This is a genomic window from Stenotrophomonas sp. STK16_22 (genome assembly GCF_051984505.1).
Classification (GTDB): Bacteria; Pseudomonadota; Gammaproteobacteria; order Xanthomonadales; family Xanthomonadaceae; genus Stenotrophomonas; species Stenotrophomonas maltophilia_A.
Map to the genome: position 1 here is coordinate 469,726 of NZ_CP196972.1, position 20,439 is coordinate 490,164.

General features: G+C 64.4%; 21 protein-coding genes. 12 read left to right on the plus strand and 9 right to left on the minus strand.

The genetic code is table 11. The features are described 5' to 3' along the window. Position 1 precedes the first annotated feature (1 nt). Positions 2-1,705, plus strand: coding sequence for a phospholipase D family protein (locus ACSYAO_RS02090; RefSeq protein ID WP_414574470.1), 1,704 nt, complete (start codon positions 2-4; stop codon positions 1,703-1,705). Beyond that, complete coding sequence (locus ACSYAO_RS02095; protein ID WP_049462931.1) at positions 1,705-4,917, plus strand: helicase-related protein; 3,213 nt, start codon at positions 1,705-1,707, stop codon at positions 4,915-4,917. Before ACSYAO_RS02090 ends, ACSYAO_RS02095 begins: the two co-directional genes overlap by 1 nt. A gap of 54 nt (positions 4,918-4,971) precedes the next feature. Here ACSYAO_RS02095 and ACSYAO_RS02100 read toward each other — a convergent pair whose 3' ends face one another. After that, on the minus strand, positions 4,972-6,264 hold the full coding sequence (locus ACSYAO_RS02100) for an XVIPCD domain-containing protein (protein WP_049462930.1): 1,293 nt from the start codon (positions 6,262-6,264) through the stop codon (positions 4,972-4,974). A gap of 27 nt (positions 6,265-6,291) precedes the next feature. Next, positions 6,292-7,152: a hypothetical protein gene (locus tag ACSYAO_RS02105; RefSeq protein WP_049462929.1), complete on the minus strand. Its 861-nt coding sequence runs from the start codon at positions 7,150-7,152 to the stop codon at positions 6,292-6,294. Positions 7,153-7,371: 219 nt separating this feature from the next. Between ACSYAO_RS02105 and ACSYAO_RS02110 the strand changes: the two genes are divergently transcribed. Continuing rightward, the gene (locus ACSYAO_RS02110) at positions 7,372-8,298 is read left to right on the plus strand and encodes an XVIPCD domain-containing protein (protein WP_049462928.1); all 927 of its coding nucleotides are present in this window, start codon (positions 7,372-7,374) and stop codon (positions 8,296-8,298) included. A 42-nt stretch (positions 8,299-8,340) separates the two neighbouring features. On the opposite strand, the gene ACSYAO_RS02115 is transcribed toward ACSYAO_RS02110, so the two are convergent. Next, on the minus strand, positions 8,341-9,123 hold the full coding sequence (locus tag ACSYAO_RS02115) for a hypothetical protein (protein ID WP_143048150.1): 783 nt from the start codon (positions 9,121-9,123) through the stop codon (positions 8,341-8,343). Between the two features lie 219 nt (positions 9,124-9,342). Here ACSYAO_RS02115 and ACSYAO_RS02120 point away from each other — a divergent pair, with 219 nt between their 5' ends. The 3 genes from ACSYAO_RS02120 to ACSYAO_RS02130 all read left to right on the plus strand — a co-directional run bounded on the left by ACSYAO_RS02120 (position 9,343) and on the right by ACSYAO_RS02130 (position 12,241). After that, entirely contained in the window at positions 9,343-10,488 is a 1,146-nt protein-coding gene (locus ACSYAO_RS02120; protein ID WP_049462926.1) for a YncE family protein, read from the plus strand. A 163-nt stretch (positions 10,489-10,651) separates the two neighbouring features. Beyond that, positions 10,652-11,287, plus strand: coding sequence for a hypothetical protein (locus ACSYAO_RS02125; protein WP_143048151.1), 636 nt, complete (start codon positions 10,652-10,654; stop codon positions 11,285-11,287). Positions 11,288-11,296: 9 nt separating this feature from the next. After that, on the plus strand, positions 11,297-12,241 hold the full coding sequence (locus ACSYAO_RS02130) for an XVIPCD domain-containing protein (protein WP_049462924.1): 945 nt from the start codon (positions 11,297-11,299) through the stop codon (positions 12,239-12,241). Between the two features lie 3 nt (positions 12,242-12,244). Here ACSYAO_RS02130 and ACSYAO_RS02135 read toward each other — a convergent pair whose 3' ends face one another. Next, a complete protein-coding gene (locus tag ACSYAO_RS02135) occupies positions 12,245-12,637 on the minus strand; it encodes an XVIPCD domain-containing protein (protein WP_049462923.1) in 393 nt (130 codons plus the stop codon). Positions 12,638-12,712: 75 nt separating this feature from the next. Further along, a complete protein-coding gene (locus ACSYAO_RS02140; RefSeq protein ID WP_049462922.1) occupies positions 12,713-13,192 on the minus strand; it encodes a nuclear transport factor 2 family protein in 480 nt (159 codons plus the stop codon). Between the two features lie 222 nt (positions 13,193-13,414). Between ACSYAO_RS02140 and ACSYAO_RS02145 the strand changes: the two genes are divergently transcribed. Further along, positions 13,415-14,227 carry an alpha/beta fold hydrolase gene (locus tag ACSYAO_RS02145; RefSeq protein WP_049462921.1) on the plus strand — a complete coding sequence of 271 codons (813 nt, stop codon included), beginning with the start codon at positions 13,415-13,417 and terminating at the stop codon, positions 14,225-14,227. Between the two features lie 9 nt (positions 14,228-14,236). Beyond that, positions 14,237-14,410, plus strand: a complete 174-nt coding sequence (locus ACSYAO_RS02150) for a hypothetical protein (RefSeq protein WP_097048477.1) — start codon at positions 14,237-14,239, stop codon at positions 14,408-14,410. Between the two features lie 91 nt (positions 14,411-14,501). Here the strand turns inward: ACSYAO_RS02150 and ACSYAO_RS02155 are convergent, their stop codons facing one another. Then, positions 14,502-15,182 (minus strand): hypothetical protein, encoded by a 681-nt coding sequence (locus ACSYAO_RS02155; RefSeq protein ID WP_049462920.1) that lies wholly within the window; start codon positions 15,180-15,182, stop codon positions 14,502-14,504. 133 nt (positions 15,183-15,315) lie between these two features. Here ACSYAO_RS02155 and ACSYAO_RS02160 point away from each other — a divergent pair, with 133 nt between their 5' ends. Continuing rightward, entirely contained in the window at positions 15,316-15,975 is a 660-nt protein-coding gene (locus ACSYAO_RS02160) for a hypothetical protein (RefSeq protein WP_177179481.1), read from the plus strand. A 70-nt stretch (positions 15,976-16,045) separates the two neighbouring features. After that, positions 16,046-17,014, plus strand: coding sequence for a polysaccharide deacetylase family protein (locus tag ACSYAO_RS02165; protein ID WP_049462918.1), 969 nt, complete (start codon positions 16,046-16,048; stop codon positions 17,012-17,014). Positions 17,015-17,017: 3 nt separating this feature from the next. Here ACSYAO_RS02165 and ACSYAO_RS02170 read toward each other — a convergent pair whose 3' ends face one another. The 3 genes from ACSYAO_RS02170 to ACSYAO_RS02180 all read right to left on the minus strand — a co-directional run bounded on the left by ACSYAO_RS02170 (position 17,018) and on the right by ACSYAO_RS02180 (position 18,801). Beyond that, a complete protein-coding gene (locus ACSYAO_RS02170) occupies positions 17,018-17,860 on the minus strand; it encodes a class I SAM-dependent methyltransferase (protein ID WP_049462917.1) in 843 nt (280 codons plus the stop codon). A gap of 131 nt (positions 17,861-17,991) precedes the next feature. Continuing rightward, positions 17,992-18,315, minus strand: a complete 324-nt coding sequence (locus ACSYAO_RS02175; protein WP_049462916.1) for a hypothetical protein — start codon at positions 18,313-18,315, stop codon at positions 17,992-17,994. A 69-nt stretch (positions 18,316-18,384) separates the two neighbouring features. After that, on the minus strand, positions 18,385-18,801 hold the full coding sequence (locus tag ACSYAO_RS02180; RefSeq protein ID WP_049399133.1) for a hypothetical protein: 417 nt from the start codon (positions 18,799-18,801) through the stop codon (positions 18,385-18,387). Between the two features lie 90 nt (positions 18,802-18,891). On the opposite strand from ACSYAO_RS02180, the gene ACSYAO_RS02185 reads away from it, so the two are divergent. Next, the gene (locus ACSYAO_RS02185) at positions 18,892-19,176 is read left to right on the plus strand and encodes a hypothetical protein (protein WP_032130412.1); all 285 of its coding nucleotides are present in this window, start codon (positions 18,892-18,894) and stop codon (positions 19,174-19,176) included. A gap of 244 nt (positions 19,177-19,420) precedes the next feature. Next, entirely contained in the window at positions 19,421-20,383 is a 963-nt protein-coding gene (locus tag ACSYAO_RS02190; protein ID WP_228355044.1) for an IS110 family transposase, read from the plus strand. Positions 20,384-20,439 lie beyond the last annotated feature (56 nt).

The window sequence follows — 20,439 nt, forward strand, 5'->3', positions numbered from 1 at the left end:
CTTGCTCGGCGACCACGACAACAGCGCCGAAGAAGATCCTTTGCGCCTCGTGGAAGGGCTGCGCCGGGCAAGCCGCAGGCTTGCGGTGTTCTGCGAACGGGGACGGATGGAAGCACCGCCAGCAGGCAGCGCATTGGCGGTGCTGGCTGAGGGCATGGTGCATGAGGTCTGCGCCCCACACGGCGGCGCCTTCCACCCGAAGATCTGGGCGCTGCGCTATGTGGCCATCGATGCGGCCGCCGAACCTGCCACCGTCGTACGTCTGCTGGTGCTGACCCGCAATCTGACCTGGGACCGCTGTTGGGACGTGAGCCTGCGCCTGGATGGTGTGCCGGGAAAGGCCAAGGAGGCCAGCAACAAGCCGCTGGCGGACTTCCTGCGCTGGCTGCCGCTGAATACCGAAGGGGCGTCGCCGGACCTGGAGCGGCAGGCGATGATCGTATCGTTGGCGAAGGACATCGAGCGCGCTGACTGGGAAAAGCCTCCGGGCTTCACCCAGCTGGCGTTCCACGTGCTGGGTACTGCAAAGCGGGCAGTGCCGTGGAGTCCGCTCGAGGGCGGTGGCAAGGCCCAGGATGTGTTGATCGTCTCTCCCTTCGTACGCGCTGGCGCGCTGCAGACGCTGCGCGAGCACTGCAACGGCGACTTCATGCTGGTGAGTCGCGCCGATGAGCTGGATAGGCTTCCGGCCGGCGCCTGCCTGGCCGATGACAGTGCCTACGTGTTGAAGCCTGACACGCTGCTCTCCGAAGGCGAAGAGGCTGGACAGGCCGATACGCTGCAGGGCCTGCACGCCAAGGTGGCCGTGTTCCAGCGCGGCCAACGGGTGCACGTTGCAGTCGGTTCGGCCAATTACACCAACGCGGTTGTGCAGAACGGCAGCAACGTTGAAGTGGTTGCGGAGCTGAGCGGTCCGGTGAGCAGGATTCCCGCGCCGAGGCAGTGGCTTGACGAGCATCTCCAGCCCTTGCTGGACACGTACACGCCCGGTGAGGGCGAAGATGCGGAGGGCGCAGAGCGTCGCCAGCTGCAGGACCAGCTGGAGGCCATCCGTCGCCAGATTGCAGCTGCCGCCTGGACGCTGCACTGCGAAACCCATCCGGTCTCGGGATGGAACCTCGCGCTTTCGTGCCCGGGCCTTCCGCTTGACGGTGCCACGCTGCACGCGTGGCCGTTGGCGGTGGTTTCCGAGCGGGCCCGTGCTGTACAGGCGGGTCAGGTTGATCTGGGAACCTTTGCCGGCCATGAGGTGAGTTCGCTGGTTGGCTTCCAGGTCACGCCCAACAGTACCCGCGCCGAGGAGCTGGCCGTCCCGCCGTTGCGCTTCGCGCTGGAAGTTTCACTGGAAGGCGCTCCAGACGACCGCGCGGACGCGCTGGTGGCACAACTCCTGGGTAACCGCGCGGCGTTCCTGCGCTATCTCGCGCTGCTGCTGGATGATCCCCAGGCCGCAGGCTGTGGAGCGCGCAATCGATCCGAAGGCAGCGGCGGCGGCAGCAGGGATGCGAGTGGCCTCATGGCGAACTACCCGCTGTTTGAACAGCTGCTGCGGATCTATTCCCGCGAGCCTGAACGACTTGAAGCGATTGATCGCATGGTGAAGCGGTTGAAGGACAAGCAGTTCGATGGGCAGCCCTGTCTGCCCGATGATTTCCTGGCCCTCTGGGAAGTTGTGGGAAACGCTATTGGCAAGGAGGCTGCGTAATGAACAGGAATACAGATCTTTCGGATCCGACCCCCGTTCTTGAGCGGCTGAAGGGCTTCCAGCGTAGGACGGTGAACTATGCGTTCCGACGCATGTACGAAGATCACGATCCGGCACTGCGTTTCCTGGTCGCCGATGAGGTGGGGCTGGGCAAGACGCAGGTGGCCAAAGGTCTGATCGCGCGCGTGGTTGCCCATAAGGCAGCCAGCAAAGAGCGCATGGACATCATCTACATCTGCTCCAATGCTTCCATCGCATCGCAGAACCTGGAGCGTCTTCGGCTTCGTTCGACCAAAGCGGTTCGCGCTACCCGGTTGACCCTGCTGCCGCTGGCGCTTGCCGATGGCGGTCTGGAAGGCGACGGTGTGAACTTCATCAGTTTCACACCAGGTACTTCGTTTGAAACAACCAGCCGTGGAGGACTGGCCCGCGAGCGCGTGCTCATCCATCGCATGCTGCAGGGCGTATCCAGGCTCAATGCCAACGGCTTGGCCTGGGTGCTGCGTGGCGGTCTGGGAGATGGCTGGCGGCAGCATTTTGAGCACGAGGACGGCGTGGATGAACCGGATGAGGCCATCACCCGTACGTTTGTCAAGTCGTTGGACAAGAAGCGATTGAGACAGCTTGTCGAAGTCTGTGACAGGCACGCCGGTCGGCGGACGCGTGCACTGGACAGTGACGAGCGCGCCGAAGCCCTCGAGCTGACGTCCTGGCTGCGCACCACGCTGGCGCACTGTTGCCTGAAGGCACTGAAGCCTGATCTGGTGGTGCTGGATGAGTTCCAGCGCTTCCGCGAGCTTCTTGCCGTGCAGGATCCTGACTCCGATGACGAGGCTGCCCCGGCATCTTCTGCTGCAAAGCTGGCGCAGGAGTTGTTCGACCATGAGAACAAGCCTCGCGTGCTCCTGCTTTCGGCCACGCCCTACAAGATGTTCGTCGCCCAGCAGGAGCAGGAGGATCACTACCGCGACTTCCTGGCAACGGCGTCATTCCTGTTCAATGATCCGGAAGAGGTGACCGCGCTCCGCGCTGACCTCGCCGCATTCCGTGCATCGCTGGTGGGCGTGGGGGCATCGCAGGATGATGCACGTGTGCTCAAGGGTGCAATCGAGAGTCGGCTCAAGAAGGTGATGTGCCGGACCGAGCGCGTGGGTGTAACCCGGGGCCGCGATGCGATGGTGAGGGATGTCCCGCTTCCGTTGTCGCTGACATCGGAGGACCTGGCGGACTACGCCTGCGTGGATGCGCTTGCAAGAGCGGCGGGGACGAATGATGTCATGGAGTTCTGGCGCTCCAGTCCCTACCTGCTGAACTTCATGCGTGAGGACGGATACACCTTCAAGCGCCGCATGATGGATCGACAGGGCAAGGCGGCTCTGGGGCGGGCGTTGTCCCAGCATCCGCAGTACAGGACGCTGGATCAGGATGCGCTGCAGCGGTACAGCCCGTTGGTGGCGGCAAACCCGAGAATGGACGTGCTGGCCAAGGATATGGAGGACCAGGGCAGCTGGCGCTTGTTGTGGGTTCCTCCTTCCATGCCTTACTGGGCAGGAGAGGGTGCGTACGCGCAGGTATCCCATTTCAGCAAGACGCTGGTGTTCTCAAGCTGGAACATGGTTCCTGATGCGATTGCCGGCCTTCTTTCCTACCATGCCGAGCAATTGGCCATGGCGGGGCATGCGCTCCAGCCCGGATACGACGCGCCTGGCAAGAGCCTGAGTGCTCGCTTGCGCTTCAACAGCGGCAAGAGCGGGCATGAGGACATGAACGCGCTCACTCTGCTGGTTCCTTCCCTCGCGCTGGCCACAATGGTCGATCCCTTGGCGATGTCGGTCGCTGCAGGTGGCTCGCTGCACTTGGCAGATGCCAGGCGTGAGGCTGCCGGTCGGATCAGGGAGAGGATGGAGTCGCTTGACCTGCCAGCGTCCAGGCACTCGGGGCCGCCTGACGTGCGCTGGTACTGGTTGACGCTGCTTCTGCTTGAGCGTGCGCATGTCCAATCGCATGTGGACCCGTGCTGGGGTTCGGAGGACCTGACGATTGGTGCGGGTGAGGATGAGGAAGACGGTGGCGCCAGCGTTTCAGGGCAGGGGTTCTCCCGTCATGTGGCTTACTGGCGACAGGTATGGGGGCGCGGTTTTGACGAGCCCTCTCTGCAGACGCTTGGGCCACGTCCCGACGACATTGCCGAGGTACTGGCTGATCTCGCATTGGCGGCACCAGGTGTGTGCGCTTTGCGTGCATTGCTGCGCCTGCTGCCGGGAGACAATGAGGCCGACCTTCGCCAGGCCGCCATAAAAATTGCGGACGTGTTCCGCCGACAGCTGAATATGCCCGAAGCGGTCGCCATCATCACTCACGAGGAAGGTGGGGTGTATTGGCGGCGGGCGGTGGCCTACTGCGCAGAAGGCAATTTGCAGGCTTTGCTTGATGAGTACCTGCATCTGCTGCACGAGCAGAACGCAGCGGACGAGAAATCTACCCATGCTCAGGCCATCGCGAAGGGCGTGAGTGATGCGGGCCACGTGCGCGCAAGCCAGCTTCACCCTGAGGGTGTGAAGCTGTTGGATGGAAAGCTCGTGCGCGACGATGCGCTGTCATTGCGTTGCCGGTATGCGATGCGCTACGGAAATGCCACCGAGGACGACAAGGTGGTTGCCCGCAAGGACGCGTTGCAGCATGCATTCAACTCGCCCTTCCGTCCCTTCGTGCTCGCATCCACTTCGGTGGGGCAGGAAGGGCTGGACTTCCATTCCTGGTGCCACTCAATCGTTCACTGGAACCTGCCTGGCAATCCGGTGGATCTTGAGCAGCGGGAGGGGCGCGTTCATCGCTACAAAGGACTGGCCGTCCGCCGAAACGTTGCGCGGCTGGCAGGGTTCGTGGCCGACCAGGCCGCCGGTGACCCATGGGCGGGACTATTCACCAATGCAGAGTTGCCTCACAAGGACACGCCATTGGCGGGCTTGATTCCCTACTGGATCTGCGAGGCACCGGGCGGTGTGGCGGTCGAGCGAAAGGTGTTCCATTTTCCTCTGAGCCAGGACAAGCATCGCTTTGATCGGCTGAAGAGCAGCCTGGCGCTGTATCGCATGGTCTTTGCACAGCCGCGCCAGCAGGATCTTCTGGGGCACCTGCAAGCGCGTGCGGAAGGCGGCGAGGATGTGCAGGCATTGCTGGATACCTGGCGGATCGAACTGCTGCCGGACTGACCGGGTCGGCCGGGCAGGGCGCATGCGCTGCCCCCTGCCTGGCCCACGGAAGGCTCACGCCATCCGCATCCCCTCCCGCTGCACCTGCTGCGCGCTTTCCACATCCTGCGTCTGACGCTGCGCCAGTGCGTCCAGCTGCCGGTAGCTCTGCTCGGCCGGCGCCTGCACGGCCTGTTCGGCGGAGATGGCCACCCGCAGGTGGGCCGGATCATCCAGCGCGCCCTGCACCAGGAACAGGTTCTGCCCCGCACCCCCAGGGCCGTTGGCCTTGCCGAGCATCACGTGGTCCACCTGGCTGAGGTTGTTCTCTTTGGCCAGCACCGCCAGGCGCGCGGTCACGCCATCAGGGTTGTTGCCCAGTACCAGGCCGTGCTCGGCCTGCAGGCTGGCCACCTGGCCGCGGATCTGCTGGTACACCGGATCGTTGGCGTGGTCGGGGCGGTTGGCGGCCAGCTGCGTTTCGCGGCCATCGCGCTCCAGCGGCTCGTTCATCACCACCTTGGGCGTTTCAAGGCGGGTGCGGTAACTGTCCTCGGGGTGGAAGTGCGTGGCCTTCTCCGCGCGCTCCAGGCGCACGGCACGGGCGTCGTCCAGCGAGGCGATGATCCTCGGGTTGTGCTCACGCAGTGGGATGCTGCCTGGCACCTGCAGGTACCAGGCCTGCTCCTTTTCCGAATACATGTGGTACGAACTGCGCGAGCCGATGACATTGGGATCGCTGCTGGGCAGTGCCTCAGCCATGAGCGAGCCTTCGTACAGGCCCAGCCGGCCGACATAGCCGGTGGCGCTCCAGAAGGGCATGGCCAGGTACGCGCTGCCCAGCGTGTTGGCCGCGCGCTGGGTACCACCGACATCGTTGTTGAGCATCTCCTTCCAGACTTCCTCGGCCTTGCCCTCTCCGCGTTCCTTGCGGGTGGCTTCCAGCAGCACACGCGGGGTCCAGCAGTTGGGGTCGAGGTGGTGGCGCTTGAAGGCTTCATCGTGCGCCTGCTGCACATCGCGGCCGGGCAGATTCAGGGCCAGATCGGGGCGCTTGGCCTCCATCCAGTGCTCGCGGCGTTCCAGGTCGCGGTGCAGCAGGGTCTGGCCGAAGGCCTCCCATTCGCGCTCGGTCAGGTTGCGGTTCTGCAGGGCCGGGTTGCGGTCGTGCTGGTCACGGGCCTGCGACTGCGCGTAGGCGTTGGCGACCTGGCCCGGCAGGTTGTCGTTGCGCACCACGCCCAGGGCCAGCAGACCGTAGCCATCGGAATGTTCCTTGTGCGCCAGGTAGCTCCAGTAGCGCTCGCGGTTTCCGCTGTCTGCGTATTCCCTGAGGATCTCCAGATCCTTGCGGGTCAATTCACCCATGTGTCGTTCCTCCTGAACCCTGGTCGGTTACCGCAGCTTGTAGCGGGCCAGCAGGACGCGCGTGGCGTCCTCCACGGCCTTCCAGTCCTTGAGCAGCACGCGCGGGTAGATCGCGCGCACCGATAGCCCATCCTGCGGGTCGGTGAAGGTATGCGTGCAGGTGGCCACCGGCACATCGGGGTCATCCACCAGCGTGGTGCCCTGCACGGTCAGCCCCTCGCGCCCATCCTGCGGCGGATTGCAGGTGATGAAGGTGGCCAGCGCGCCCTGTGTGTCGCGGGCGATGTACCACTCCTGGTCGGTTTCGGGCGTGCGCACCGGCGGCGCGCCGCGCTGCGCGGCATACGCCTCGGAAAACCGCGTCATGCGGGCTTCGTCGATGACGTACGGGGTGAGCCCGAAGTGCGGCGTACCGGCGTTGCGCAGGTCCAGCCGGCGGCGCGGGTCGTCACGGTTGATCGAGCCGTCCTCGGTGGTCGCTTCGGTGCTGGTCTTGCGCGGCAGCAGCTCGGCGATGGGGAGGGCGTCGATGTAATCCAGCGACAGGCTGATGGCGCGGTGGTGGTCGGACATGCTGCGCGAGGCGCGCGTGCCCGGCGGTGCCGCCTGCAGGTCGGGCCACAGGAGGGTGAGGCCGATGCCGCCGCCCACCGCCGGACCCATCTGGTCGTCGTACAGGTTGGCGGGGAAGGCGTAGCGGTGTGGGCCCAGCGTGGCTTCCACGGGGGCGGTGGTATAGGTGTAGCCGTCCACGGTGTGGGACTGTGCGGTGTCGGTCATGGGGGTCTCCCGGTGCTCCGGTTCCTTGGAGGGGGCCTTGCTGCAGGCCGTGCTGCTTGCCAAGGCGATGGCCAGGGCCAACCAGCGGCCCGGCGGTGGCAGGTTCATGCGGCCGTTCCTTGAGGTGTACGAGGCACTATAGGACAGGTTCTGCGGCGTATTCCACAGAGCCGGTCACGCTCCATATCTGCATCCGGTGCCTCAGCGTTCGCTGGTTCACACATTCAGCATGCCTCCACTACGGGCCCCGGGCTCCTCCACCTGCCTCCCATCCCACCTATGCCATCATCCAGCCAGGACCGCAGCACCCATCAAGGCTGAACAGGCATGGAGCAGGCAACACGCTACACGGCAACGCTTTATCTGGCCGCCCCCGGCACCCTGCTTAAGAGTGGAGGCATCTCCCCGCGCGGCCACATGTACCTGCAGGTGGCGGCAGGCGACGTGGCCCACAGCTACGGCTTCGCACCGCCGCGCCAGGCGCCGGGTGAAGCCCCCACGGGTGCGCAGTACGCGCAGGTGCGCCACGACGATGCCGATGAGCATCTGGACCCGTACTACAGCCGCACTCTGGAAATCACTGAGGAGCATTACGGCTGCCTGCGTGATTTCGCCGAGGAACCGGCCGAGTTCGAATTCGATGTGGATCGCCCGGCCACCATCAACCGCTGCAGCGATTTCGTCTGGGCCGCGCTGCACTACGCTGGCCTGCATCCGCTGCCGGCGCCGCTGGACGGCGGCAGCAATCTGGGCGAGTTCGCGGTGCTGTTCAACCTGCCGGAAATCCAGTGCATTGCCGCGCCGTTCCCGGGTAGCGATCTGAATGCCGAAACCCACCATGCGATGCCCGAGCGCGAGGCCGAACACCATCGCCAGGGCGACCGCGCCAGCGATGAGCCGCCGCCGACGCCGATTGAAGTGGCCGGCACGCTGCTGGACCCCTCGCATCCGGACCATCGCCTGTTCGCGCAGCTGATCCAGAAAGTGGCCGAGCTGGATGCCGCGCATGGCCGCCCGTTCGATGCCGCCAGCCAGCGCATCAGCGCCAGCCTGCTGGTGCTGGCCAAGCAGAACAATCTCTCGCGCGTGGACCACGTGCTGCTCAGCCAGCCGACCCAAAGCAGCCATGCCGCCGAGAGCATCTTCATCGTGCAGGGCGATCGCAACGACCCGGGGCACCGCCGCGCCAGCATCGCTACAGAAGTGGCGGCCAAGACCGATGTGGCCGATTCGCTGCGGTTGAAGGAGCAATAGTCCGCGCCAACGGTTGCTTGCTCGGCTGTACGAGCTGTGTCATCAACGCCCGATTAGCAGGCGAATCGCAGTTGGGATTCGATTGGCTTGCTCGTAGTCGCGGCCCAACTGTTGATGCAGCTCGAATACTGCCCACTCCGCATTCTGCAAGCGGACGATATCCTCGAATGGCGGTGCACTTGATTGTGTCGTCAGCAGAAGGTGTTCGTTCACGCCGGCATCCAGCAAAGTCTTCGTCATCAGGATGTCCGTATACAGCGAGCCCTTGGCTTCGCCAATATGAACGCTGAAGATTTGCTTGGTTCCCTCCATCGTCTTCACAGCCCTGTCGCGATTGGTCAAGACCTGCAGGAGTGCTGAGTTCAGTTCCTGAAGGCGCATCTTGGAATCATTTGGGTCTGAGGATCCAAATCCGTCCAGATGTTGGACGTAGTTACTGATGTCGTCGAGTATGCCCTTCCAAACGTAAGTGTGCTCAGGGTCGAAGTATCTTTGCCTCGCTCTTGCTGCGTCGGCCGCCAGATGATTGATGCCTGTAACGTGATCAATCGTAAGCTGCTGCTCGCCAATGAAGGGGAGGTTGTGCTCGGCGCGTGTCTTCTGCATTCGTTCTGCCAGTTCATTGCTGTAGTCGCGTATTTCCTTCAGCGACGTCTGACCCGTTTCACTAGAGACCAAGGGCGTATATATCGTCAATGATGACCACGCCACGTAGCTGATTGCAGCAGCCAGCAATAGCCAAGCGTAGATTTTTGCGCGTGTCCTGATTTCCAATTTTGCTCCGAAACGTGGATTGCCCACTGTGGCAATCGGCGAGTTGGCCAAGTTCTTTAGGCCGTACATCTTCGGGGAGCGGAGATGCCAACGAGCGGTTTCTCGTCCTCACACTGTGGCCGAGACCGATTGGCGCATCGCCAATTGAGAACTGCTACCATTCCCCCGCTACCCAGCCAGCCCACCCCGCGCAGACAGATGCAGGTCGGGCCGTCGTAGAACGGCCCAGCGAGCCAGGACACCCTCCCGTGCCCATTCAAGGACGCTCGCATGTTCCGTAATCCTCTCTTCCGCTCGGCCGCCCTGGCCGTTGCCGTTTCGCTCAGCCTTGGCGTGCCCTCCGCGTTCGCCGACAACGCACCCGCCGCCAGTGCCACCGCCGCCGTGCAGCGCCAGGCGGTGGCCAAGGGCCTGTACGAGCTGGCCTACAGCCCGAAGCAGAATGCCGTGTTCGTGGCCTCGTCCGGTGGTTTTGGCGATGACGCCGGCCCGGCCCAGGTGCTGCGCCTGAACCCGGCCACGCTGGCCGTGGAAACCCGCATCCCGCTGGAGCGCAAAGCGTTCGGCGTGGTGCTGGATGACGCCCACAACCGCCTGTACGTGGGCAACACCGTGGACCTGTCGGTGACCGTGGTCGACACCGCGCAGAACAAGGCCGTCGGCACCATCCAGCTGATGGAGAAGAAGACCGGCAAGGACGGCAAGGCTGCTTACACCCACGACCTGCGCGAACTGGTGGTCGACAGCGCGGCCAACCGCCTGTACGTGACCGGCCACAGCAGCCAGCCGGACGTGAGCAGCGTGCTGTTCGTGATCGATACCACCACGCTGAAGGTGATCAACACCATCGACGGCCTGGGCAATGCCAAGGCACCGGGCCTGGCGCTGGATGCGGCCAACAAGCGCGTCTACACCAGCAACCTGCTGGCCGATCTGGTGGTGGTGGGCACCGATTCGAACAAGGTGGTGGCACAGCACAAGATCGCCGCCGAGCAGCCGATGAACATCGCGCTGGACCCGGCCGGCAAGCGCCTGTTCGTGACCGACCAGGGCTCGGAATTCCTGCGTGGCTACCAGGCCAAGAGCAGCGGCCTGGTCAGCAAGCATCCGGGCCAGCGCGTGCTGGTGCTCGACCGCAGCACTGGCAAGGAACTGGCCAGCATCCCGACCGACGCCGGCCCGCTGGGCATCCTGCTGGATGCACCGCGCAAGCGCCTGTACGTGACCAACCGCGAAGCCGGTACGGTGACGGCCTACAACAGTGACAGCTACCAGAAGGTGGCCACCTACACGGTGCCGACCCACCCGAACAGTCTGGCGCTGGATGCGAAGAACAACGTGCTGTACGTGAGCATCAAGAACGGCGAGAAGGATGACAAGGGCGCCGACGAGAGCGTGGCGCGGATTCAGCTGTAAGGCTGTTCGGCAGCGTGAGAGGGAAGGGCAGGGCGATGCGTCCTGCCCTTCTTCATTTTCACCTGAACGGCGCAGTCCGATGCCCTGGAATCCAGCTGGCATCACGTTGTGGCTTACGCACCTGGTGTAGATTTTCAGAAGACGCTACAGACGAGGTCCATGGATGACACTTCGGAATTACCTGTTGAGGACGGCCAGCGCTGCATGCTTGGTTCTGCTGGCGGCCTGCCAACCCGCCGCGGCCCCCGCACCCCAAACCCGCGCGGCCACAGCTCAGGAGAACGTCGTGCCGATCATCCGACCGTTCCCGGTCACCGCCATGCATGAACCGATGGTGGTCGATTTTGAACTGACACCGCCCGGCCCGAACGCTGCCCCCACGTTGCTGATCGGCCTTCGCGTGAAAGGCGAGGATGACGCACAGGCAGCGCAGGCTGCCGAACGCCTCGTGCGCGAGGGACTGCCGGCTGAAGTGCTGCTTGAACGTGTCGAGCAGGTTGGTACTGAGCCGGTGCCGCTGACCCGTCGCCAGTTCAATGGTTTTGAACCTTCTGAAATGGTGGCTGTCGGCTCGGATGGGCATGTGCCCGGCGTAGTACCCGACAGTGCTGACGACGCGTCCCTGGTGGCTGCCGGTCTGATTGGGCCGGACGGGCACTATCGCACCGTGACCTTTGCCTGGGCCGAGCAGGTGAAACCCGGTCACTACCGCCTGCGCCTTCGCCTGCTGTCACCGGCCGCGGGGCTGGAGGCTGTTCCGTCTGAACTGCAGTTGGCTTACACACACCGCGCCAAGTAGGAGTACGTCATGGATGATCGCTATATTGTTTCCATCTACGTTGCCGCACCCGGAACACCGTTGCGGGCCGGTGGAACGTCCATGGCCGGGCATGTGTACTACACGGTCTCCGATGGAAAGACGAGCCACAGCCTGGGATTCGCGCCGGAAGAGCATGGCGCCCGAAGTGGCCCGGGCAAGGTGTACACCAATGATGCAGATCAGTATCAGAAGCCGATCTACCGACGTGATATGGAGATCTCCAAGGAGCAGTACGACAAGCTGCTGGCGTTTGGAAACGCCCCTGCGAAGCATGGCTTTGAGATGAACTACAACGGCGCCAGCAACAGCTGCATCGACTTCACCTGGGGCGCGTTGAATCACGCGGGCCTGCATCGTCATAACATCTTGGGCATGGAGCGGAAGGGCTTCGAGGGCAACCTCAAGCCGCTGGACAACGTGGATGCGATCCGTAGCATCCGCGCGCCATTTCCGGACAGCGAGCTGAACAGGGAAGTGCGCAACCCGATGCCGGAGCGCACGCTTATGCAGCGCCTGATCAGCGAGCAGCATCTTCCGCAGAAAGACAGGGAGCTGCTGGAGTCCATTCGCAGCAAGGTGGCGGAGGTGGACCAGCAGCATGGCCGAGTCTACGACGATGCAAGCGAGCGTATCTCTGCGAGTCTGCTCGCGTTGGCGAAGGAAAAGGGTATCGAGCGGGTGGATTACGTGGCGCTGAGCCAGGCCACTGCAGATGCAGGGGCAGGCCAGCGGATCTTCCTTATCGAGGGCGATCCAGCGAACCCGGCGCATACGCGGGCATCCATGGAGACCGCAACGGCCGCGCAAGCACCCGTGGAGCAATCGTTCGCCAAGGTGGAGCAGCTGGAGCAGGACCAGAAGGCGCAGGCGCTTGCGGTAGGTCAGGAGCCTCAACTGGCCGTGCAGGAGCAGAGCATGATGCGGATGAGCTGACGCTCACCCCATCCGCGGAGTGGGATTCTGCATTTCCTGCGCTTGCGGCTCGACCTGCTGTTGCGCCGTCAACCCCAACGCCTGCATCGACTGCTCCACCGGCATCTGCGCCGCCACAGCGGTCGGCATCATTGCCCGCAGATGCGCAGGATTGGTCGGGTCGCCCTGCACCACGAAGATGTTGTGCCCGGCCGGATGCTGGGCCGTCGCATTGCTGACCAGCACATGGTCGACCTGCTGCAGGCCCTGCTCGCGGGCGAGTACAGTCAGGCTGGCGGCCAGGCGCTCGCTGGTCTGGTCGAACGGACGGCCATGCTGGGCGTCCAGTGCGGCCACGCCCTGGCGGATCTGCTGGTTGAGGCCGTAGTCGGGGTGGTTGGGGGTGATCTCTGGCATGGCGATCGAACGGTAGCGATGGGTCGTGGTGGGCCCGGTCAGTATAGATCCGGCCCGTGAAGCGCGCCCGAGGGGTCAGTCCGCCGGCCGATGGTCGTAGCTGATCACCCGTTCGGCCAGCCAACGCCCGTCCACGCGGCGCCAGACCTGGATGAAGCGGGCCTGGCCCACCCAGCGCTCCACGCCGTCCTTGCCGCGTTCATGGAAGCGGTGGTCGCCGATTTCCAGCGCCCGCTCGTCGCGCAAGGGGAACACCTGCAGCGAAGGTTCCACCAGCTCACGGCGCAGGCTCCAGCCGCCCTCGCGCGCATTGCTGCACATGTTGGCCACGCTGCGGCGGAAGTCCTCGCGGTTGCTGGCTGACTTGCCGTCCTTGTCATGGAAGAACTCCATGTCTTCGGTGGTCATCGCGGCGGCCCTGTCGGCATCGCAGGCCTCGAAGGCCACAGCAAACAGCTGGGTATCGGCCTGGCGGATCTGTTGGCGCAGGTCATCGGCGGGCGACGGTGCGGCAGCGAGACCGGCAGCAAGCAGGGGCAAGGTAAGCAGCAGCATGGCGAAACTCCCGGGGATGGTTCATGCAGGCTCGCATGGCGTTTGGGCCGCTGCAGCCGGCTTCCGATGAAACGGCCCTTCTACGGAGTGAATGCCCGCATTGACGGCCCGGCTCCGGCGGCGTCGCCTGTGCAGGCGATGTCATGGCGATCGGCGATTCCGTCACGGTCGCGATAGGGGCCGGCCAATAGCCTGAAAGCCTCCCCTTCCACAGGAGCTCCCATGCCTGCTTCCCGCATCCGCCTGCACGTTGAAGACACCGGTGGTGACGGCCGCCCGATCATTCTGATCCACGGCTGGCCGCTGTCTGCCGATGCCTGGAAACAACAGGTGTCGATCCTGCGCGATGCGCAGCATCGGGTGATCAGTTACGACCGGCGCGGCTTCGGCCGTTCCGACAAGCCGGCCGAGGGCTATGACTACGACACGCTGGCAGCGGACCTGGCCGGGGTGATCGAGGAGCGTGACCTGCACGACGTCAGCCTGGTCGGCTTCTCGATGGGCGGCGGTGAGGTGGCGCGCTATGTGAGCAATCATGGGCAGGACCGTCTGCACAGCGTGGTGTTTGCAGCGGCGGTGCCGCCGTATCTGCTGCGCAGTGATGACAACCCGGATGGCCCGCTCACCCAGGAAAAGGCCGATGAAATGCGCAGCGGTCTTGAGAAGGATCGTGAGGCGTTCTTCGATGGCTTCACCCGCGATTTCTTCAGCGCCAACGGCCAGTTGATGGTGACCGAAGAGACGCGTCAGGCGGCGATCGCGCTGTGCCATCAATCCGACCAGGTGGCGGCGCTGGGCTGCATGAAGGCGTTTGCCACTACCGATTTCCGCGATGACCTGAAGAAGATCACGGTGCCGACCTTGATCCTGCACGGTGACAGTGACGCCATCGTGCCGTTCGAGGGCTCCGGCCAGCGCACCCATGAGGCGATTGCGGGCAGCGAGGTGGTGATCCTGGAAGGCGCGCCGCATGGCTGCAACACCAGTCATGCGGATCACTTCAATCTGGCGCTGTTGAACTTTCTGAAGCAGTAAGCTGCGCCCATGCGTGAACCGAAGACGCCCCCGTGGAAGAAGCCCAATCCCAAGGGCCAGACGTCGCAGCCGTTGTCGCCTGCGCAGAAGGAGGCAGCCCGGCAGCGCGCGGAAGAGAACGGGCGGCGTTATCCCAATCTGGTGGACAACATGTGGGCCGCGAAGCTGCCGCGCGGATCGTGATCTGTAGAATCGAGCCATGCTCGACTCCGCTCTGCATCCATCCATGCATGGCGTGGATCTACTGCAACAGCAGCCGAGCATGGGCTCGACTCTACAGGTCGACCAGGGGCTTCCAGCCGGGTTCCAGCCAGGGTGAGATCTCGCGCTGGCGGACGGTGATTGCCTCCGTCGGCAGCCCCGCCAAGCGCGCAAGCTCTGCACGCAGCAGCTCGGCATCCACCGGCACTGCCGTAGCCACCTGCAGGCGATCCCCCTGATGCCTCACCTGTACCGGTAGCATGGCGTGCGCATCATGCTCGCCGCCGGTGCGTCCGATCAGGTAGCGCATCGTTACCGGCCGCGACAGTTGCGCCAGTGCTGGCTGCCACGCCTGCAGTACGAGGGGCTGCCCGGCAGCGGGAACATGTACTTCAGCAATCGTAGCCGGGTAGCCGGTGATGCTCTCGACCATGACCTGGAAGCGCGCGCCATCCGGCACGACCAGCACGGTGGCGATCAACGTGAAGAGCGAAACGAACACCGCTGCGAGGTTCCAGCTGCGCGGCGCGGAGGCCGGGCGAGTTGCGGTACGCAGACCTGGCTTTCGCCGCAGCTTGCGCGCGTAGATGCGCCGGTCCTTCCTGCGCGGGCTGCTGCTGTGCTCGGGCAGGTTCAAGGGAACCCGTGGAAGGCGCGCCACGCGGGCCTTGATCAGGCGCGACAGCAGCATCCAGGCGATCACGAACGCCAGCAGCGGAAGCAGCGTTCGCACCCACAGATACAGCGTGACCATCCACAACACCTCTACATACGACCATCCATGCTCATCCACATCCTACCGGGACCGCGCGCCGGTTGTCGTATCCGCCAGCCGACAAGCACAGGGCGCTTGGTTAGGATGGTCCTTTGTTGTCATGGATGAACCGATGGTCTCTGCTGCTACCCGCTTCTGTCGTATCTGTGGTCCTGGCCCGATCCTGCTGGCACTGCAGGTGGTGGCGCTGCTGGCGGTAGCCCTTGCAGTCGGCTTCTTCCACTACCGTGTGGGACTGCTGCTGGAGCCGGTGGATGATGCATGCGGTGGGCCCGACCCTGTCGCGCGCATGCAGGTGGCCGAACAACTGCTGGCGCGGTCCACTGCGCTTGCACCGTGGCAACCCTTGCAGTGGATTCCGATGGCGGGCGTGGTACTGGCGCTGCTGGGCGCGATGTCGATCAGCGTCTACCGGCTGGGCCGCCTGTCGGAACGCCTGCGACGTGCCAACTGGGGGCTGATGGCGCTGCACGCCGCGATCCTGGCGCTGGCCCTCAGGGCATTGCACCTGTACGACCTGGCATGGACTGGCGTGGCCAAGCTGTCCCCAGCGGCGTGCCTGGTGGAGCTGGGCGAGCAGGGCCGGTTGCCGCTGGCACAGGCGCAGCAGGTGGTGTTCGAGATCCTCACCCATGAGCATGCACCGCTGCTGCGCAATCCCGATGATCTTGCCCTGGTGCTGGTCGCGTTGATGCTGATGGCGATGGCTGCGGGATTCATGCTGTGGCGGGCGATCGTGCGCGAACGTCAGGTGCAGTCGCCCGGCCTATAGCGGGTGTGGGACCGGCCGCGCGTCCGCAATCGCGCTAGAGTCAGCACTTCACCCCTGCAAGGATGTGCTGATGCGTTGGTTGCTGCGTGCGGTGCCATTGCTGCTGTGTTCGTTGGCGGTACACGCCGCCGAGGTGGATCGCCGGATCGCGATGACCATCGACGACCTGCCGTGGGCGCGGGTGGACGAGATCGTTCCGCCGGACCTGCAATCGCGGCACGAAGCGCTGATGGCCCAGCTTCGCCAGGCGGGGGTGCCGGTGGTCGGCTTCGTCAACGAGAACAAGCTTGAGATCAACGGACACGTGCAGCCCGCGCGGGTGCAGATGCTGCGCGACTGGCTGGACGCCGGGCATGTGCTGGGCAACCACACCTATTCGCACATGGATCTGAACGCCAGGGGGGGGCCTGCGTTCCAGCAGGATTTTCTGCGTGGTGAAACGGTGCTGCGGCCGCTGCTGGCCGAGCGCGGACTGAAACCGCAGTGGATGCGCCATCCCTATCTGCGTGCCGGACGCACACCGGAAGAACGCGCGGAGATGGACGTGTTCTTCAAGCAGCATGGCTACCGCGTGGCGCCGGTGACGGTCGACAACGGTGAGTGGGTGTGGGCCTTCGCCTATGCCAACGTGATGAACGAGCAGCCTGATTCCCCGGCGCGCGAGGCGATGCTGGCGCAGCTGCGCAAGGGCTATGTGCCCTACATGCTGAACAAGCTGGACTACTACGAGAAGCAGTCGCAGGCGCTGCTGGGCTACGCGCTGCCGCAGGTGTGGCTGATGCATGCCAACGAACTCAATGCAGCCACCTTCGCCGAACTGGTGGCGGCGACGAAGCGGCGCGGCTATCGCTTCATTTCACTGGATGAGGCGATGCGCGATCCTGCTTACGGGCGTGGCGCCGAGGGCTACAGCGGTCGCTATGGCCCGAGCTGGCTGCACCGCTGGGCGATGGCCGAGAAGAAGCCGAAAGACTTCTACGCCGGTGAACCGGAAGTGCCGAAGTGGGTGATGAAGCTGGCGAAGGTTGACTCGGAATGAAGCTCAGCGCTTGACGGCCAGCACGCCGTCCAGCGCCAGCTCGGCCTTGAAACCGGCCTTTTCCAGGCGCTTGGCCACTTCGCGCGGCACGTCGCGGCCGCTGGTCAGCTTGTTCGGCGCGCCGGTGTAGTGGAACAGGCGCCCTCCCTTGCGGATGACGCGGGCGAGGTGGTCGTAGAACACCTGCGAGTACAACTCGCCGGCGATGCCAAAGCGCGGCGGGTCGTGCAGGATCGCGTCGACACTGTTGCTTGCCACCTGCTCGATCTGCTGCGAGACATCGCCGTGGCTGAACTGCAGACGGCTCCCGGCGGCGGCCGAGTCCGGATCCGGCGACCACGGGTTGAGCGTGCGCAGCCACATCACATCGGCGTTCTTCTCGAACGAGCGGATCTGGCCGACACCGGCCTCCAGCGCGCAGGCGGCGAAGTAGCCCAGGCCGCCGCAGGTATCGAGGATGACCTTGCCGGCCGGGGCGACCAGCTCGACCTTGCGGCGCGCATCCTCGAACGGTGACAGCTTGGAGGTCGGCAGCATCTTGATGCCGTCGATCTCGAAGGTCGGTGCGCCCCATTCGGTGGGCACCAGTTTGATCAGCGAACCGCTGTAGCGCGAGATCGGTGCGAAGTCCTCGCCGTCCCAGTAGTACAGCGTGCGGTCCTTCAACTTGCCCGGCCACGGGTAGCGCTGGCCACGGAAGTAGAAGCCGTCGGCGTTCAGGGCCACGCTGTCCTGGCTCAGGCCCAGGTCGAGCGAGCCCTGCCATTCAGCAGCGCCCTTGTCATGGGCACGGCGCAGGGTGTCAGCGCTGTCGCGGGTCAGCAGGGGGCCGGTGTAATGAGGCACGGCGGGTACCGGGGCGGTTCGGGGGAGGGCATGGTACCGCAGCTGTTGCCGGGGCCACGTGTGGCTGCTGTTGCGCTAGATCCACGCCACGCGTGGGTGCCGGCATGGCGGAGCCGAGCGTGGGCTCGGCGCTACCGCTGGCTGGTGCAGCTGTAGCCGTGTGTGGTTCCTTCCCCTGAAATCACGCCGACGCCACGCGACGGCTGCATGCCTACTCGCGCGCACGACTGACGGTGGACCTCCTGGGTTTCCGGTGGCTGCCGATCAAAGTCGTAGCGCAGGCTGCCGTCTTCCTGCAGCAGCCAATGCACGGTAACGCGCTCGTGGCGACCATCGCCGAGATCCCAGTCCAGGGTGCGCAATATCAGTGTCTGGCCGTCGGGCAGTTCCCGGACTTCGTCATAGGCACCCTGGGTCTTCGGCGCGCTTAACGCAAGCAGCAGAAACAGCAGCATTGGCATCGCTCCTCAAAGAAGACAGGATGTGCTCATATTGCCCTGAGCCGCCATCAGAATCATTGCGTCTTACGGGCACTTGACCGCGTATACGGGCCCAGCCCCGATCAGCATCAGCGCCATGTAGTCACTATCACTGGCCTTGCCCTTCAGCGTCGCGCCCTTGTTGAAGTGGAAGATGCCGAAGCCACCGGCCATGCGGATCAACGCGCTGTCGATCTGCTCGGCGTCATCGCGGAAGTAGCGGCTGATCTCGCTGCGGGTGGCTTTGTGCAGGGCGTTGGGTTCGCGCTGCCACTGGTCACCGCGGCTGAAGGAGACGAAGTACTGGCCGCCTTCCTTGTCGATGCGGAAATCGGCCGGTTTGCGCGCGCCGGTGGCGAAGCAGCCCTGCAACGGGTCGGCGCTGAAAGGAAGCCCGGCATCACCACTGCAGGCGGTGAGCAGCAGGAGGGCACCGGGCAGCAGCAGGCGGAGCGTGCGCATGGGATGTCCCGACGGGGCAGGTGCGGCTAGTGTAGGCAGTGCACGGGCGTGGTCCGTACAGAAATTCGGCAAGGACACAGGGGTTTTCGGATGGCGAAGGACAAGGCACCGTGGTGCGGCGTGGCCAGTTGGCTGGGGATCGTGGTGGGCTGGGGCGCGGGCAGCCTCGCTGCGCAGGCGGCGGTGGCCGCAGGCGGCAATGGCATGGCTGCGGGATTGGGCGTGGGGGTGCTGGGCGCGGCGCTGGTGGGCTGCGGTCTGGCGGTGGCTTCGCGCGTGCGCGGCGAGCGCTGGCCGTGGATCGGCATCGGTGGTGCAGTGCTGAGCGCGCTGCCGCTGCTGATGTACCTGCTGCGGATGATGTTGAAGCTGTAGTTGTAGAGTCGAGCCATGCTTGTATGTTCCTCCCGGCTCCTACGAGGTATGTAGGAGCCAGGGTGGAGGGACCGTCAAGCATGCATCTGCGGATACTAGCCGACAGACGAGTCGAGCGATCCCCATCCCGCACACGAACGTCGATAAAGGATCGTACGGCCCCCAAAGGGGATCGTCGATGTAGGCAAGCTAACGTCGGTGCGGTACCACCCCAGCCCCTTAAAGATAGCTGGGAGCCGTACAAATGTCTGATTCTCTCGATATTGGCGTGGACGTGGACTCCAAGGAGTTCGTACCGGCAGTGGCCGACCGCAAGGCCGGCGACAGGATCGCCAACACCCGGGCCGGCATAGCCCAGTGGCTCAACACCTTGCCCCAGCGATGCCGGATTGGCATGGAGGCGACGGGGCGGTACTACGAGTTGTTGGCTCGGATGGCTGGCCAGGCAGGCCACGTTGTCTATGTGATCAATCCACGTCTGATCAAGCACTACGGCCGGGCGACGGGCTCGCGTGGCAAGACGGACGCCATGGACGCCGAAGCGATCGCCCGGTACGTGAAGAAGGAGAACGATCGCCTGCGTGAATACGTACCGCGTACCGATGAGCAGCAGCAGATGCACGATTTGCTGCGCAAGCGGCAGACGCTGGTAAAGACACGCGCGCGCCTGGAGCAATCCTTCGGGGTAAGCAAAAGTGCCCCCGGGGAGCTGTCAGATCTGTTCTGCGCTCTGGCTGGGACGCTGTCCGAGCTGGAAAGCGAACTGCAGCGCTTGGGTCGCGATGGAGAGCATGGCGCGCTCTACAAGCGCCTGTTGACCATCCCTGGTATCGGCCCTGCCGTCGCCGCTCACCTGATTTACTACATGACGCGCTGGCCGTTGGCCAACGCCAACGCGTGGATCGCCTGCACGGGCCTGGATCCCCGGCCTAACGAGTCTGGCGGCAGAACGGGACGGCGTCGGCTGTCCAAACAGGGCGCGCCAGTGCTGCGCCAGATGCTCTACATGGCCGCAATGGGGCTCAAGCGGTGTCGCCAGGGGCAACCGCTCTACGACGAGCTGTCAAAACGCGGTCACCCCAGCACCGCCGTCTTCAACATCCTGGCCAGAAAGCTGGCCAGGATCGCCTGGGGTGTCTTCAAAAGCGGCCGGGACTTCGATCCGGCCATGCTGAAGGTGGGTCAAGCCTGCTTCCAGCAGGCTTGACCACGAACATAGGATCTCGACTTGTGGGCAACGCAGCCAGGCATGGCCTGGCTCTA